This window comes from Deferribacter abyssi (assembly GCF_049472655.1).
GTDB lineage: Bacteria > Chrysiogenota > Deferribacteres > Deferribacterales > Deferribacteraceae > Deferribacter > Deferribacter abyssi.
The window spans coordinates 1-13,004 of the sequence record NZ_JAQNCS010000002.1 but is presented as its reverse complement, the minus strand read 5'-3'; the positions used below and the strand labels follow the sequence as shown (position 1 = coordinate 13,004).

14 protein-coding genes are annotated in these 13,004 nt (G+C 28.0%); all 14 read left to right on the top strand.

Annotated features, from left to right (window positions below):
* Window position 1: 1 nt before the first annotated feature.
* The 14 genes from proB to OWK30_RS01055 all read left to right on the top strand — a co-directional run bounded on the left by proB (window position 2) and on the right by OWK30_RS01055 (window position 12,790).
* Window positions 2-1,144 (top strand): glutamate 5-kinase, encoded by a 1,143-nt coding sequence (gene proB / locus OWK30_RS01120; RefSeq protein WP_423322755.1) that lies wholly within the window; start codon window positions 2-4, stop codon window positions 1,142-1,144.
* Window positions 1,145-2,383, top strand: a complete 1,239-nt coding sequence (locus OWK30_RS01115) for a glutamate-5-semialdehyde dehydrogenase (protein WP_423322753.1) — start codon at window positions 1,145-1,147, stop codon at window positions 2,381-2,383.
* Window positions 2,384-2,398: 15 nt separating this feature from the next.
* A complete protein-coding gene (gene nadD, locus OWK30_RS01110; protein WP_423322751.1) occupies window positions 2,399-3,037 on the top strand; it encodes a nicotinate-nucleotide adenylyltransferase in 639 nt (212 codons plus the stop codon).
* Window positions 3,037-3,372: a ribosome silencing factor gene (rsfS, locus tag OWK30_RS01105; RefSeq protein ID WP_423322749.1), complete on the top strand. Its 336-nt coding sequence runs from the start codon at window positions 3,037-3,039 to the stop codon at window positions 3,370-3,372. The genes nadD and rsfS overlap by 1 nt, the downstream gene beginning before the upstream one ends.
* A 9-nt stretch (window positions 3,373-3,381) precedes the next feature.
* Window positions 3,382-3,654 (top strand): transcriptional regulator, encoded by a 273-nt coding sequence (locus OWK30_RS01100; RefSeq protein ID WP_423322747.1) that lies wholly within the window; start codon window positions 3,382-3,384, stop codon window positions 3,652-3,654.
* Window positions 3,651-4,121 (top strand): tRNA (cytidine(34)-2'-O)-methyltransferase, encoded by a 471-nt coding sequence (locus OWK30_RS01095; RefSeq protein ID WP_423322745.1) that lies wholly within the window; start codon window positions 3,651-3,653, stop codon window positions 4,119-4,121. Before OWK30_RS01100 ends, OWK30_RS01095 begins: the two co-directional genes overlap by 4 nt.
* Window positions 4,108-6,276 carry a PAS domain-containing sensor histidine kinase gene (locus OWK30_RS01090; RefSeq protein WP_423322743.1) on the top strand — a complete coding sequence of 723 codons (2,169 nt, stop codon included), beginning with the start codon at window positions 4,108-4,110 and terminating at the stop codon, window positions 6,274-6,276. The genes OWK30_RS01095 and OWK30_RS01090 overlap by 14 nt, the downstream gene beginning before the upstream one ends.
* Before the next feature lie 10 nt (window positions 6,277-6,286).
* The gene (locus OWK30_RS01085) at window positions 6,287-7,630 is read left to right on the top strand and encodes a sigma-54-dependent transcriptional regulator (RefSeq protein WP_423322741.1); all 1,344 of its coding nucleotides are present in this window, start codon (window positions 6,287-6,289) and stop codon (window positions 7,628-7,630) included.
* Window positions 7,627-8,604: a DctP family TRAP transporter solute-binding subunit gene (locus OWK30_RS01080; RefSeq protein WP_423322740.1), complete on the top strand. Its 978-nt coding sequence runs from the start codon at window positions 7,627-7,629 to the stop codon at window positions 8,602-8,604. Before OWK30_RS01085 ends, OWK30_RS01080 begins: the two co-directional genes overlap by 4 nt.
* Before the next feature lie 436 nt (window positions 8,605-9,040).
* Window positions 9,041-10,105 (top strand): hypothetical protein, encoded by a 1,065-nt coding sequence (locus OWK30_RS01075; RefSeq protein ID WP_423322738.1) that lies wholly within the window; start codon window positions 9,041-9,043, stop codon window positions 10,103-10,105.
* Between the two features lie 7 nt (window positions 10,106-10,112).
* The gene (locus tag OWK30_RS01070) at window positions 10,113-10,889 is read left to right on the top strand and encodes a 50S ribosomal protein L11 methyltransferase (RefSeq protein WP_423322736.1); all 777 of its coding nucleotides are present in this window, start codon (window positions 10,113-10,115) and stop codon (window positions 10,887-10,889) included.
* Window positions 10,883-11,644, top strand: a complete 762-nt coding sequence (locus tag OWK30_RS01065; RefSeq protein ID WP_423322734.1) for a metallophosphoesterase family protein — start codon at window positions 10,883-10,885, stop codon at window positions 11,642-11,644. The genes OWK30_RS01070 and OWK30_RS01065 overlap by 7 nt, the downstream gene beginning before the upstream one ends.
* Window positions 11,632-12,342, top strand: a complete 711-nt coding sequence (locus OWK30_RS01060; protein ID WP_423322732.1) for an RsmE family RNA methyltransferase — start codon at window positions 11,632-11,634, stop codon at window positions 12,340-12,342. The genes OWK30_RS01065 and OWK30_RS01060 overlap by 13 nt, the downstream gene beginning before the upstream one ends.
* Entirely contained in the window at window positions 12,329-12,790 is a 462-nt protein-coding gene (locus tag OWK30_RS01055) for a nucleoside deaminase (protein ID WP_423322730.1), read from the top strand. The genes OWK30_RS01060 and OWK30_RS01055 overlap by 14 nt, the downstream gene beginning before the upstream one ends.
* The last annotated feature ends 214 nt before the right edge of the window (window positions 12,791-13,004 follow it).

Below are 13,004 nucleotides of genomic sequence, written 5' to 3'. Positions count from 1 at the left end.
TATGAGAAGATTGCCACGTATTAATACTTTAGTCATCAAAATTGGTAGTAATATCTTAACAAATGAATCTTCTATAATCGATCATAATTATATTAAAAGTCTTGCTCAAGTAATAGTTGAAATTAAGTCAAAAATACAAAACATACTTATTGTTAGTTCTGGTGCTGTAGCAGCAGGAATCCAGGTTTTGGGATTACAAGAGAAGCCAAAAGAGATTTCTAAACGGCAAGCTTGCGCGGCTGTTGGACAACCAAAATTAATACAAATTTATGAAAATGCATTTGAATATTATGGTCTAAAAGTGGCTCAAATTTTGATAACGAAAGATGATTTTTCAAACAGAAGAAGATATCTTAATGCTAAATATACTATTAGAGAACTTTTTAATAATAATGTAATACCTATCGTAAATGAAAATGATACTGTGGTTGTGGAAGAGTTAAAGTTTGTTGACAGCTTTGGTGATAATGATAACTTATCTGCTCTTATGGCTGGTTTAATAAGTGCTGAATTGTTATTGATTTTATCTGATGTGGATGGGTTTTTTACAGCTGATCCTTCCCAGGATAGTAATGCAACTTTGATTTCTGAAATAAAATATTTTGATAGTAAGTTACTTGGTATGGCTGGAGATTCTATTACATCTGTTGGAACGGGTGGGATGAAATCTAAGGTTTTAGCTGCAAAAAAAGCACTGAATGCTGGGTGTTATGTTGGTATAGTAAATGGAAGAAACCCTGAAAATATTAAAAGATTTTTAAATGGTAATAATATAGGTACATATTTTTCTCATCTTGAAGATCCTCTAAAAAAAAGAAAACTATGGATTGCATATGCAGCTATTCCAAAAGGGGAGATTGTTGTGGATGAGGGAGCAAAGAAAGCCGTGGTTTGTGATAAAAAGTCTCTTTTACCAAGTGGTATAGTGAAAGTTAATGGTCGTTTCAATATAGGAGATGTAGTAAGAATTGTTGATCAAAAGGGTAAGGAGCTTGGAAGAGGCAAGGTGAGATACAGTAATATTGAAATTGAAAAAATTAAAGGAAAAAAGACTTCTGAGATAGTAAATATATTGGGTTATAAATTTAGCGATGAGGTAGTACATAGAGATGATTTTGTTTTATCAGATTTTTTGGAGGAGTAGATGAGTTTTTTAGAGCAGTTAAAAAAGGTAAAAGAAGCTTCACTAAAATTAATGCATTTAAAAACTGAAACTAAAAATGATATTTTAAAACAACTTGCTGATAATTTGGATAAAAATAGATGCAAGATAAAAGAAGAAAATGCTAAAGATTTAGCTAATGGTGAAAAAGTGGGGCTAAATAAAGCTCTTATGGATAGATTGCTATTAAATGATAATAGAATAGATTCAATGATACAAGGGGTTTTGGATATACTAAGTCAGGATGACCCAGTAGGAGTGGTTGAAAAAGGGTATAAAAGACCTAATGGTTTGAAAATATATAAAGTAAGAGTGCCTATTGGTGTAATAGGTATTATCTTTGAGTCAAGACCAAATGTTACTGTTGATGCAGCTGCTCTTTGTTTAAAGTCGGGTAATGCTGCTGTTTTAAGAGGTGGTAAAGAGGCTTTTAACTCAAATAGAATTTTAGGTAATATAATCCAAGATACCATTGTTAATTGTGGCTTGATGAGAGAGACTGTTTTGGTAATAGAAGACAGTGAGAGAAAACTTATTTATGATATGCTAAAAGCAAAGAATTACATAGATTTAATTGTACCAAGAGGTGGAGAAGGGCTTATTCAGTTTGTGACAGAAAACAGTCTAATTCCAATTGTTAAGCATGATAAAGGGTTGTGCCATGTGTATATCGATAAGGATGCAGATATTGATAAAGCTGTAAAGATTGCTTTTAACGCTAAGGTTCAGCGTCCTGGAGTATGTAATGCTATGGAAACACTTTTAGTTCATAAAGATGTGGCTGAAGAGATTTTACCTATACTTAAAGATGAGTACGAAAAAGTGGGTGTAGAATTAAGAGGGTGTTGGCGGACAATGAAAATAATTGATATTATTCCCGCTACTGAAGATGACTGGGAAACAGAATATCTAGATCTAATTTTGTCTATAAAAATAGTGGGATCTATTGATGAAGCGATAGATCATATAAATAGATACGGATCTTCACACTCGGAAGCAATTGTTACTGAGAACTACTCTATTGCACAAAAATTTTTAGACGAAGTAGATGCTGCTGCAGTTTATGTTAATGCTTCTACAAGGTTTACTGATGGTGCAGAATTTGGACTTGGAGCTGAGATTGGAATCAGTACTCAAAAGCTTCACTGTAGAGGTCCCATGGGAGCTTATGATTTAACAACAACAAAATATGTTATTTATGGTAATGGACATATAAGGTGATGAAGGGTTGATTAATTGAGAATAGTACTTTTTGGAGGGACATTTAACCCAATACATAATGGTCATATAGAGTTAGCTAAGAAGGTATATGAAGATTTTAATGTAAGTAAATTCTTTTTTATTCCTGCAAAAATACCTCCTCATAAAAACCTAGGCTTAGTGCCTGCTGAGAAGAGGTATGAAATGGTAAAGCTGGCTTTGGATAATTGTTTGACAGGAAACTTTGAAGTATCAGATTTTGAGTTAAAGCAAGAAGGAGTTTCTTTTACTTATAAAACATTAAAACATTTTAAAAAGATGTATCCTGAAGATACACTTTTTTTCTTAACTGGTAGTGATATTTTTGCTACTATAGATACTTGGCAGAATTGGAAAGAGTTGTTTAAATTTTCTAATTTTATTGTTGCAAATAGAAAAGAAATGCCTTTTGATAAAATGATGAGTAAAATACCTAAAGAATTAAAATCATTAGTTATTGATTTATCTGATTATGTTGATCAAAAAGAAGGAGTAATAATTTTGTATAAAATTAATGAGATTCCTATTTCTAGTACTGTGATAAGAAAAAAATTTAAAGATAAAACTATTTTTGACTGTTTACCTAAGGTTGTCAGAGATTATATTCAAAAAAATAAATTATATCAGGAGGTGTGATGGAAAATTTGAAAGAAATTGTAAAAATACTTGATGATAAAAAAGGTGAGAACATTGTTGCTTTTAATATTTCACCTGTTTCCTCTTTGGCTGATTATATGGTAATTTGTACTTGTAATTCAGAAGTACATCTAAATGCCGTAACTGATGCTTTGCTTTTTGAAATGAAACAAAAAGGTGTGATTCCAACTGGGGTAGATGGGATAGGTAAGTCGAAATGGGTTTGTGTTGATTTTGGAGATGTGATTGTTCATCTTATGACTGAAGATAGTAGAAGTTTTTACGATTTGGAATCTATATGGGGTGATTGTGATAGAGTTAATGTTTTTGTGTAGGGCAGTATTATGGGAACTGTTAGACAGGAAATAATTTCTATTTTAACTAGTGGTTATTTCACTGCAAAGGAACTTTCCAAAACACTTTCTTTGAGTGAAAAAGAGATTATAGAACACTTGAAGGAAATAAATAAAAGTCATTTTAGAATTGAAATTCGTAATTCTCAATGTAAGAAATGTGGTTTTAAATTTACAAATTTAAAGCATTTTAAAAAGCTTTCTAAATGTCCTTCTTGCAAATCAACATTTATTAGTGAACCTGAATTTACGGTTAGAAAATGATTGTTGCTCTTTTTGAGCCAGAAATACCACAAAATACAGGTAACATTGCAAGACTTTGCGCAGCTACGGGTGTGAAGTTATTATTAGTTGGAAGACTTGGTTTTAGTCTTTCAAATAAATATCTTAAAAGAGCAGGGATGGATTACTGGGATTATGTGGATTGGGAGTGGATAAAAAGTATAAATGAATTTTTTGAGAACTTTAAACAAAAGGAATATGATTACAGATTTATTTCAAAATTTGGGAACAGCTATTTTACCGAAATAGAAGAGGATTTTGAAAGGGATACTATTTTAATTTTTGGAAACGAATCTTATGGTTTACAGGAATGGATAAGGGAAAAATATAAAGATTATTTATATAGGATTCCGATGATAGAAGGGATGAGGAGCTTGAACTTATCAAATTCTGTTGCTATAGTTGTGTATCATCTTTTAGCTAAAAAAGGCTTTGATGGACTTTGTTAAAAATTATTTTAAATATATTGAAACATATGAAATATTACTTTTTTTATTCATTTTTTTACTGTTCATTTTTGGTTCTGCTGTTTTTATAGACATAAAAAGCAATTCAAAATTGATAAACTATGCTTACTCTTTTCAGAATGAATTGATATCAAAATTTAAAAATAAAATTGAAAGTAATTTTATTGAATTTCAAAGAAAGGCTGCAAATATAATCGATTTAATTGAGGATAATGGAACTGTAGATAATGATGGGATTCAAATTTTTAAAAATAAAAAGCTTATTCTTGATAATTCTGATGTTTATATTAATGACATATATTCTTTTTTAAGTGGAATCAATGATTTATATCTAATTAGAATTATTAGGGAGGTTCCTTATATAATTTACGTTTATAAAAAAGATAATTATTTAGTTATTAAATATCAAAAAGTTAAGAAAATAGTGGACGAAGTCGTTCCGAATAATTTTTATTTTGCTTTAATAAAAGATGATAAAACTTATTTTTTAAGTGATTCATTGTATGGCCTAAAATTTTTAAATAAAAAGTATTATACGGTAAGTTATGAAAATTTAAATTATATAGTTAGTTCAGATATACTTTATGATAATATTAGGGTATTCATTTTATCAAATAAAACAGACTATTTTAGAATACTCAATGAATTAAAGAAAATTTCTTTCATAAACGTTTTAATTGGTATTATTTTTATAACCATGCTAATTCTCATTAGATATTATATTGGAAAATTTTATTATGAGAGGGAAAAGTTTGAACATTTATTTGAGTTTGAGCATGAGAAGTTTGAAAGTATAGTTGAAGCTATTGGAGAAGGTGTTGTTCTTGTTGATAAAAATTACAATATCTTGTGGGCAAATAACTTTATTAAAAACTTAGTTAATTTGAGCGATGGTGAAAAGTGTTTTTTGTCAATTTGTGGAAATGAAGATATTTGTGAAAATTGCAATTTAAAAGATGTGGTAAAAGATAAAAAAGTTAAAACTCGTAGATACAAGGATTTTATAAAAGGTAAAACTGGGCATTATGATGTTATATTGTCTCCATTGCTTAATAGTCAAGGTGAAGTTGTAGCTGTTGTAGAGCTCATAAGGGATTTAACGGATTTGGTTAATTTGCAAATTCAAGTGCAGGAGAGCGAGAATTATTTGAGAAATATACTTGAAAATATTCCTGATGCTATAATTACTTTTGATGCCAATTACAAAATTTTAACAGCAAATATTCAAGCTCAAAAACTTTTCTTTAGCAAAAAACTGGAAGATGATGATATAAGGAAATTTATAAATGATAATCAGTTATTTGAACTCTTAAAAGACAATAGATTTGTTGAACATTACGATACTTATATACAAAAAAATGATAAAAGTATACCAGTAAGAATTTCAGCTTTAGAAATAATTAATGAAAGCGATAAACATAGCCTAATGATAATTAGAGATATGTCTAAAATAAGAGCGCTTGAAGCTCAGCTGATCGAAAGAGAGAAATTATCTGCTTTGGGGTTGCTTGCCGGGGGAGTTGCACATGAAATCAATAATCCACTTGTAGGAATTTTAAATTTTGCTCAGCTTTTGGATAAGAGACTTCCTGAGGGTAGTTATGAAAAAAAACTTGTTAAAACAATTATAGATGCTAGCAAGGATACAAAGAATATTGTTTCTAATTTATTATTGTTTGCAAGACATAAGGAGGGAGAATACAGTAATTTTGATATAAAGGAGTCAATTGATTTTGCTCTAAAAATTCTTGGTTCATCTTTAAAAAAGAAAAATATAAATGTTAATGTAGAAATTTCATGTGATTCCATAATTTATGGTAATAGAGGCAAAGTTCATCAGGTAATCATTAATATTTTATCCAATGCTATAGATGCATTAAATATTGGCGGAAATATTGATATAAAATTTGAATATATTGAAGGGAAAAAGGTTCTTACTGTGAGAGATAATGGTATAGGTATATCAAGTGATGTTAAATCTAAAATTTTTGATCCTTTTTTTACTACCAAAGAGGTTGGAAAGGGTACTGGTTTGGGGCTTGCTATTGTTAAGAGCATAGTGGAAGAGCATGGATGGAATATTGCTGTGAAATCGGAAGAAAATTTTTATACGGAATTTAAAATAATTATCTCATGAGGTAGTAGCAATGAATAAAATATTTGTTATTGATGACGAACGTTATACTCTTGATTTTTTTGAGGCTTTATTGATGGATGATAAAAATATAATGGTGTATAAATATGATTCTCCCTTAAAAGCATTAGAAGACATAGATAAGATTTATCCTGATTTAGTGATTACTGATATTTTAATGCCTGAAATAGATGGGTTGGGAGTATTAGATTATATAATCAAAAACTATCCAGATATCACTGTTATATTAATTACAGCTTATGCTTCCATTGAGAAAGCTGTAGAAGCTATTAAAAAAGGAGCTTTTGATTTTATAACAAAGCCGTTTGATGATTTGGAAGAAGTAACTGTTAGAATAAAAAAAGCCCTCGAAAATAGTCAATTAAAAACTGAGTTAAAAAATTTACAAGAAAATATTAAAGAAGTTTATGGTATTGAGAATATTATTGCTAAAAGTAAACAAATGCTTGATATTTTGTCTCTTATAAAAAAAATTGCTAGTATCAATAGTAATGTGCTAATTACTGGAGAATCAGGCACAGGCAAAGAGTTGATTGCAAGGGCTATTCATAGTTTGAGTGACAGAAGGAATAATCGATTTTTACCAGTAAACTGTGCTGCAATACCAGAAAATTTATATGAAAGTCTTTTTTTTGGATATGAAAAGGGAGCTTTTACCGGTGCATATACTAATAAAAAGGGGTATTTCGAAGAAGCAAATGGTGGTACTATATTTTTGGATGAAATTGCTGAAACAACGCTTAATTTTCAGGCAAAGTTGCTTAGGGTAATTCAAGAAAGAACGATAAAAAGATTGGGGTCTTCTAATATAGTTAATGTGAATGTTAGAATTATAGCTGCAACTAATAAAAATTTGAAAGAAGAGGTGGCTAAAGGTAGTTTTAGGGAAGATTTATATTATCGACTGAATGTGATAAAAATTGAAGTCCCACCATTAAGGGAAAGGAAAGAGGATATCCCATATTTAGTGGAGTATTTCGTGAAAAAATACTCTAAAGAGTTTTGTAAAAATATTAAAAAGATTTCATCCGAATTTTATAAGTTTTGTTATGAGTATGAGTGGCCCGGGAATGTGAGAGAATTGGAAAATGTAATTGAAAGGTGTGTTGCATTAGAAGATGGAGAAGTTTTAACAGATAAATACTTACCAAATGAGTTAAGTCAAGTAGATATAAAGAGGATTAAACCTTATAAAATTGCAAAGGAAGAATTTGAAAAGGATTATATTAGAAAACTTTTAATGATTTCTGGTAACAATATGTCTGAAGCTGCCAAGTTTGCAAAAATTGATATTTCAACTCTTCATAGAAAAATTAATAAATATTTAAAGAAATGAAGAACAAAATTTTACTAACAATATTTTTGTTTTTTTTCTTCAATGGAATTGTTTGGTCACAATTGTTGTTGAGAATTAGTCATGTGGTCAAAAATAATAGTCCTAAAGGAAGAGCTGTAGTATACTTTAAAAAAATTGTGGAGAAAGAGAGCAAAGGTGCAATAAAGATAGAAATTTATCCAGAAGGTATTCTCTTTGATGATAGAGAAGCATTAGTTGCTTTAAAGAAAGGTTTGATACAATTTGCAGTTCCTAGTTTTTCAAAATTTGCAGATATAGTACCGGAATTTCAGATTTATGACATACCATATTTGTTTAAGAATATTCAGCATGTTCATAGAAGTTATTTTGGTAAAATTGGTAGTTTATTGAGAAATAAATCATATGAAAAAGGTTATGTTTTATTGGCTATGTGGGATAATGGATTTAAAGTTTTTACAAATAATAAAAAAAGAATAAAATATCCACAAGATTTAAAAGGACTGAAGATAAGAACCCAGGGAAGTAAAGTTATAAATAAATCTCTAGAGATTGTTGATGCAGTCCCTGTTACAAAACCGTTTAGGATTGTAGTGGATTTACTTAAAGCGGGTTTGATAGATGGTCAGCAAAACACTTACAATAATATTTATACACAGCAATTTTTTAGGTATCAAAAATATTTAACTATTACCAATAATGGTTTTTTAGGGTATGCTTTTATTAGTAGCGTGAGATTTTGGAAAGAACTAAATTTGAAAACTAAAAAAATAATTTTAGATGCATTAGAGAAGGCAACTATATATGAATATAAATTGGCTGAAAAAATAAATTTTGATGATTATTACAGGATTATATTACATTCCAATATTCAGATTATACCATTAACTGATAAAGAGAAAAAAGTTTGGGAGAACTTTTATTACAAACATTATAATGTATTTTATGAGTTTGTTGATAAAAAAATTGTAGATGAGGTGTTTCGATTAGAATAATATTTTACAACTTAATATTTGCTTTTATGCTTTTTATTTCTTTGGTATATGTAAATAATTTTAATGATTTTGATATTAATATAAATTTGCATAATTTTTTGATAAATTTCTTAGTTTTAATCTCTATCATATCATTGATTAGTGGAAAAATGTATTCTTTTGAAAAATATAAAAATAAACAACAGAACGTCTTGAATAACTTATTCTTAATAGTATTTATTGCTTTATTTACTTATAATACAAAATATTTCTATTTTTATATTAGTATAATGATGATTTTTATTTATGGCAGAATGAAAAAATGGTTTTGATATTTGTTTTTGTTTTAACAGTGCTTTTTTTATATCTTAGAGTTAACATTTTTACATATTTGGTAAGTATTTCCTTGCTGTTTGCTTTTTTTTTAAATATAAATTTAGATCAGTTGCAGTTTCTAATGTACATTTCATTAAAAAGAGTTGTAGCATCTGATGAGTTGTTCGTGATTCCGTTTTTGTTGTTATTATCACAGTTTTTGATAAAATATAAAGTGTTTGATAGTATTTTGTTTTGTATTTTGAAGTTAAAAATTCCTAAATTTTTTAAGTTTTATATGATGTTTTTTTTAACTACTACTTTTTTACCTTCAGCAGTATTTGCGAATAGTTATATAGTTAGGTTTCTTAAAATAAATTGTTTTGCTAGTGATGAAAATAAAATATGTTTAGCGCAATTTTTTTCAGTATTTAATTTTATAAGTCCAATTTCTATTCCTATATTGATATATGCTTATCTTTTAAGGTTACCTATAAAAACAGTTATAATAATGTTTATATTGTTATCGCATATCTTTTTTTTAGTAGGTTATCTGTTTTTGTTGAGAAATAAAAATTTTAGATTTATAAATAAAAAAACTGATATGTTTGATGTGTTGTTTTATATATTTATTACAATCTTTTTTTACTACTATATTTTTATTCCAGAATCAATTATGAAGGTTATATCTGTTACTGTAATGTTTACATTTTTATTTTTTTTATTTACAGGTAAATTAAATGTTGTGAAAAATGCTTTGTTGGTTAGGGATGTTTTATTTAGAAGTGGTGTGATAGTTTCTATTCTAATTATGCTTTTTTTTATGAATATGGTAATTATTTATGGTAAATATAATATACTTACATCAAATTTTTTTACTTCTTTTTTTTCTGATAGATATATAATTATTGTATTTCTATTATGTGTGAGTTTTATTTTATTGCAGGTTATAGATCCTATGGCTGTACTTATTATTCTTTATCCTTTTTATCGCATTTTAATAAATGAATATAATTTTAATAAATATGTTTTTGGTATGGGTTACATTTTGTTTTTATCTTTAGGTTTTTTTAGTTATATTAAAAATTTAGTAATTGAAAATTATATTTTAAAATTTAAGATAAGTTATGAATACCTTGGGAATTATTTTTTAAAAATAATGTTATTAATTTCACTTTTATCTTCTGTTATTATGATTTTTATATGAGGGTGTTATGTACAAATTTAAAATCAACAAAGATGATTTTTATTTATTAGAGCAGGATGAGGACTTATCATCAATGGTTGTGGAAGAATTTTTTAAAGATGAAAAAGAGTATAACATTTATTCAGAAGATGATTTAACTGAAAAATTAAAAAAATATAATGTAAGATTTGATCTACAAATAATTAAAGATGAAGATTGGAGTATAAAATGGAAAGAATATTTAAAAGATGGTTGGCTTACATATACTACATATTATACACATTCTTTAAAACAATTTGATGATAGAGATGTTATATATATTAATCCCTCAATGGCTTTTGGTACAGGTGAACACCCCACTACGAAAATTGCAGCAAGACTATTGGAAACATTAGTAAAAGATAGTGTGGTGTTAGAAGTTGGTGCTGGAAGTGGAATACTATCGATATTTGCTGCTATGAAAGGTGCTAAAAAAGTTTATGCATGTGATTATGATATTAACACATTTATTAACTTTAAAGAAAATTGCCAATTGAATAATGTTAGTAATATTCATATGTGGTGTGGTTCAGTTGATTCTTTTAAAACATCTGTTTATGTGGATATTGTGGTTGCAAATATTGTAAGCAGCGTTCTTCTGGCGATTAAAGACCTAATCTTTGGGTTGAATCCTAAATTTATTATATTTTCAGGTATATTGTATGGGGAGAGAGATATATTTCTTAACGAAGTATTAAATAATTACCAAATTGATAGGGAAAGTATTGTTGATGGTTGGTGGGGAGTAAGATTAAAAAGATGTTAGCTGCTATTGGTGATATTCATGGATGTATAAAAACATTAAATAAACTTATGGATAGATTGTTTGCTAAGTATAATGTAGAAACGTTTATTTTTTTAGGTGATTTGATTGATAGAGGCAGTAATTCTAAAGTTGTATTGGATTTTATTAATAATTTTTCCAAACATTACAATTCAATTTTTCTATTAGGTAATCATGAAGATATGATGTTAGATTATTTTTTTTCTGAAGGTAAGTATGATGTTAATGTTTGGTTTGAAAATGGAGGTAGAATGACTGTAAAATCTTTTGACGATGAGATGTGTTTACGATTGATTTCTTTTCAGGATATAAAAAAAGATTTTGTTAGAAAATATGGTGATTATTTAAACATTATAAAAAATTTTAAAATTTATTATATCGTGAAGGGGGTTGAGAAATACTTTTTTAGTCATGCTGGGTGTTTAAAAATGAATATCCCACCTGAGTTTCATAACGATATAGCTACAGAGAATGAAAAAAAGATATTTTATCCTTACATTTGGAGCAGAGAGATTGATAGTTTTAATAAAAAAATTGAAAATACGATTATTATTCATGGACATACACCCGTACAAAAATTCAGTGAGGAAAATAAGCCTTTTGTGAATAGGAATAAAGAAGGGATAGTTTCAATTAATATTGATACTGGTTGTGTTTATGGTTTTAATTTAAGTGCTTTAATACTTAATGAAACAACCGGAGAGTTTGATTTTGAGGTAGTACGATGTCTGGATTAGCATCTGTTTACGAGGATGTCGATAGACTATCTAAAGAAATTTTGTTGTCTTACGAAAATACACATTATGTAAAAAATGTTTTAAGGAAAAAAGTTGGTGATAATCTATATGTTTATTCAAAATTGGAAAAAGGGTTATATAACATAAAAAGTATAAAAAAGAAGTTTATACTTTGTGAAAGGATTGAAGTAAAACAATATGAGGTGAGTGAAAAAATAATAAAAGTTTATCAAGGAAATATGAAACGTGAATATATGGATTTTGTGATTGAGAAGTATGGTGAATTAGGGGTTTATGAGGTAATTATAGTGTTAACTGAATACAGTATAAAAAATGTTACAGAAAAAAAATTACTAAGATATAAAAAATTATTGATTAATGGAGCTATGCAGGCAGATTTGAACTTTTTACCAAAATTAAGTTTGTGTGAGTCAGTATTTAATATTAATGATAATAGTGCTATGAAGCTATGTTTTTATGAAAAAGTTGAAAAAAAGAAATTTATTAACAAAATTGAAAAAACAGTTTCTATATTTATTGGTCCTGAAGGCGGTTTGTCGGATAATGAGGTAACTGCACTAAAAGAACAAGGGTTTGTTTTAATATCACCACTAAAAGGTGTAATTAAGGCTGAAACGGCTGCAGTAGTTTTTGCAGGCATGGTTAGATCGTTGATGGATTGCAATGAATTTGTTTAATAATTGGGATATATATTTTATGAAGAAAGCTATTTCTCAGGCACTTATATCCTGTGAGAAAGGTGATGTGCCTGTAGGAGCTGTTATTGTGAAAAATAATGAAATTATTGCGTACGGAAGGAATAGAAAAGAAGAAAAAAGGAATGCATTATTACATGCGGAAATTGATGCTTTAAATAAAGCTATTAAACTGTTGGGAGATTGGCGTTTAAAAGATTGTAAGATGTATGTTACGTGTGAGCCTTGTGTAATGTGCGCAGGTGCGTTGCTTCATTGTAGATTAGATAAAATAATATTTGGGGTTATTGAACCCAAATTTGGTGGAGTTATTTCTAATGCAAGACTTTTTGACATTCCTTACAATCATAAAATTATATATAAATATGGTTTATTGGCAAATGAAATAAAATATATTATGAAAAGATTTTTTAGGAAATTGCGCCAATAGTAGTGATGTATTCAATTTACGTTTAAAAAGTGGCACTGATATTAGAGATAATATAGATAATTTCCCTTAGTTTCTCTTTACGGTTCACTGTTTTCCTCTTTGCTGGTGATATCAGTTTTACGTAGCCTGAGCATTAAGTAAACAGTTTCTTTATAGTGAACCAAAATGTGTTTTTCTCAAACTTATGTTTTACAAAAAAATAGGTGAGTTTAAT

What these genes read in the sequence shown, in the direction of transcription:
- proB (WP_423322755.1), top strand. Translation starts at nt 2, where the DNA reads ATGAGAAGATTGCCACGTATTAATACTTTAGTCATCAAAATTGGTAGT.
- OWK30_RS01115 (WP_423322753.1), top strand. Translation starts at nt 1,145, where the DNA reads ATGAGTTTTTTAGAGCAGTTAAAAAAGGTAAAAGAAGCTTCACTAAAA.
- rsfS (WP_423322749.1), top strand. Translation starts at nt 3,037, where the DNA reads ATGGAAAATTTGAAAGAAATTGTAAAAATACTTGATGATAAAAAAGGT.
- OWK30_RS01100 (WP_423322747.1), top strand. Translation starts at nt 3,382, where the DNA reads ATGGGAACTGTTAGACAGGAAATAATTTCTATTTTAACTAGTGGTTAT.
- OWK30_RS01095 (WP_423322745.1), top strand. Translation starts at nt 3,651, where the DNA reads ATGATTGTTGCTCTTTTTGAGCCAGAAATACCACAAAATACAGGTAAC.
- OWK30_RS01090 (WP_423322743.1), top strand. Translation starts at nt 4,108, where the DNA reads ATGGACTTTGTTAAAAATTATTTTAAATATATTGAAACATATGAAATA.
- OWK30_RS01085 (WP_423322741.1), top strand. Translation starts at nt 6,287, where the DNA reads ATGAATAAAATATTTGTTATTGATGACGAACGTTATACTCTTGATTTT.
- OWK30_RS01080 (WP_423322740.1), top strand. Translation starts at nt 7,627, where the DNA reads ATGAAGAACAAAATTTTACTAACAATATTTTTGTTTTTTTTCTTCAAT.
- OWK30_RS01075 (WP_423322738.1), top strand. Translation starts at nt 9,041, where the DNA reads ATGTACATTTCATTAAAAAGAGTTGTAGCATCTGATGAGTTGTTCGTG.
- OWK30_RS01070 (WP_423322736.1), top strand. Translation starts at nt 10,113, where the DNA reads ATGTACAAATTTAAAATCAACAAAGATGATTTTTATTTATTAGAGCAG.
- OWK30_RS01065 (WP_423322734.1), top strand. Translation starts at nt 10,883, where the DNA reads ATGTTAGCTGCTATTGGTGATATTCATGGATGTATAAAAACATTAAAT.
- OWK30_RS01060 (WP_423322732.1), top strand. Translation starts at nt 11,632, where the DNA reads ATGTCTGGATTAGCATCTGTTTACGAGGATGTCGATAGACTATCTAAA.
- OWK30_RS01055 (WP_423322730.1), top strand. Translation starts at nt 12,329, where the DNA reads ATGAATTTGTTTAATAATTGGGATATATATTTTATGAAGAAAGCTATT.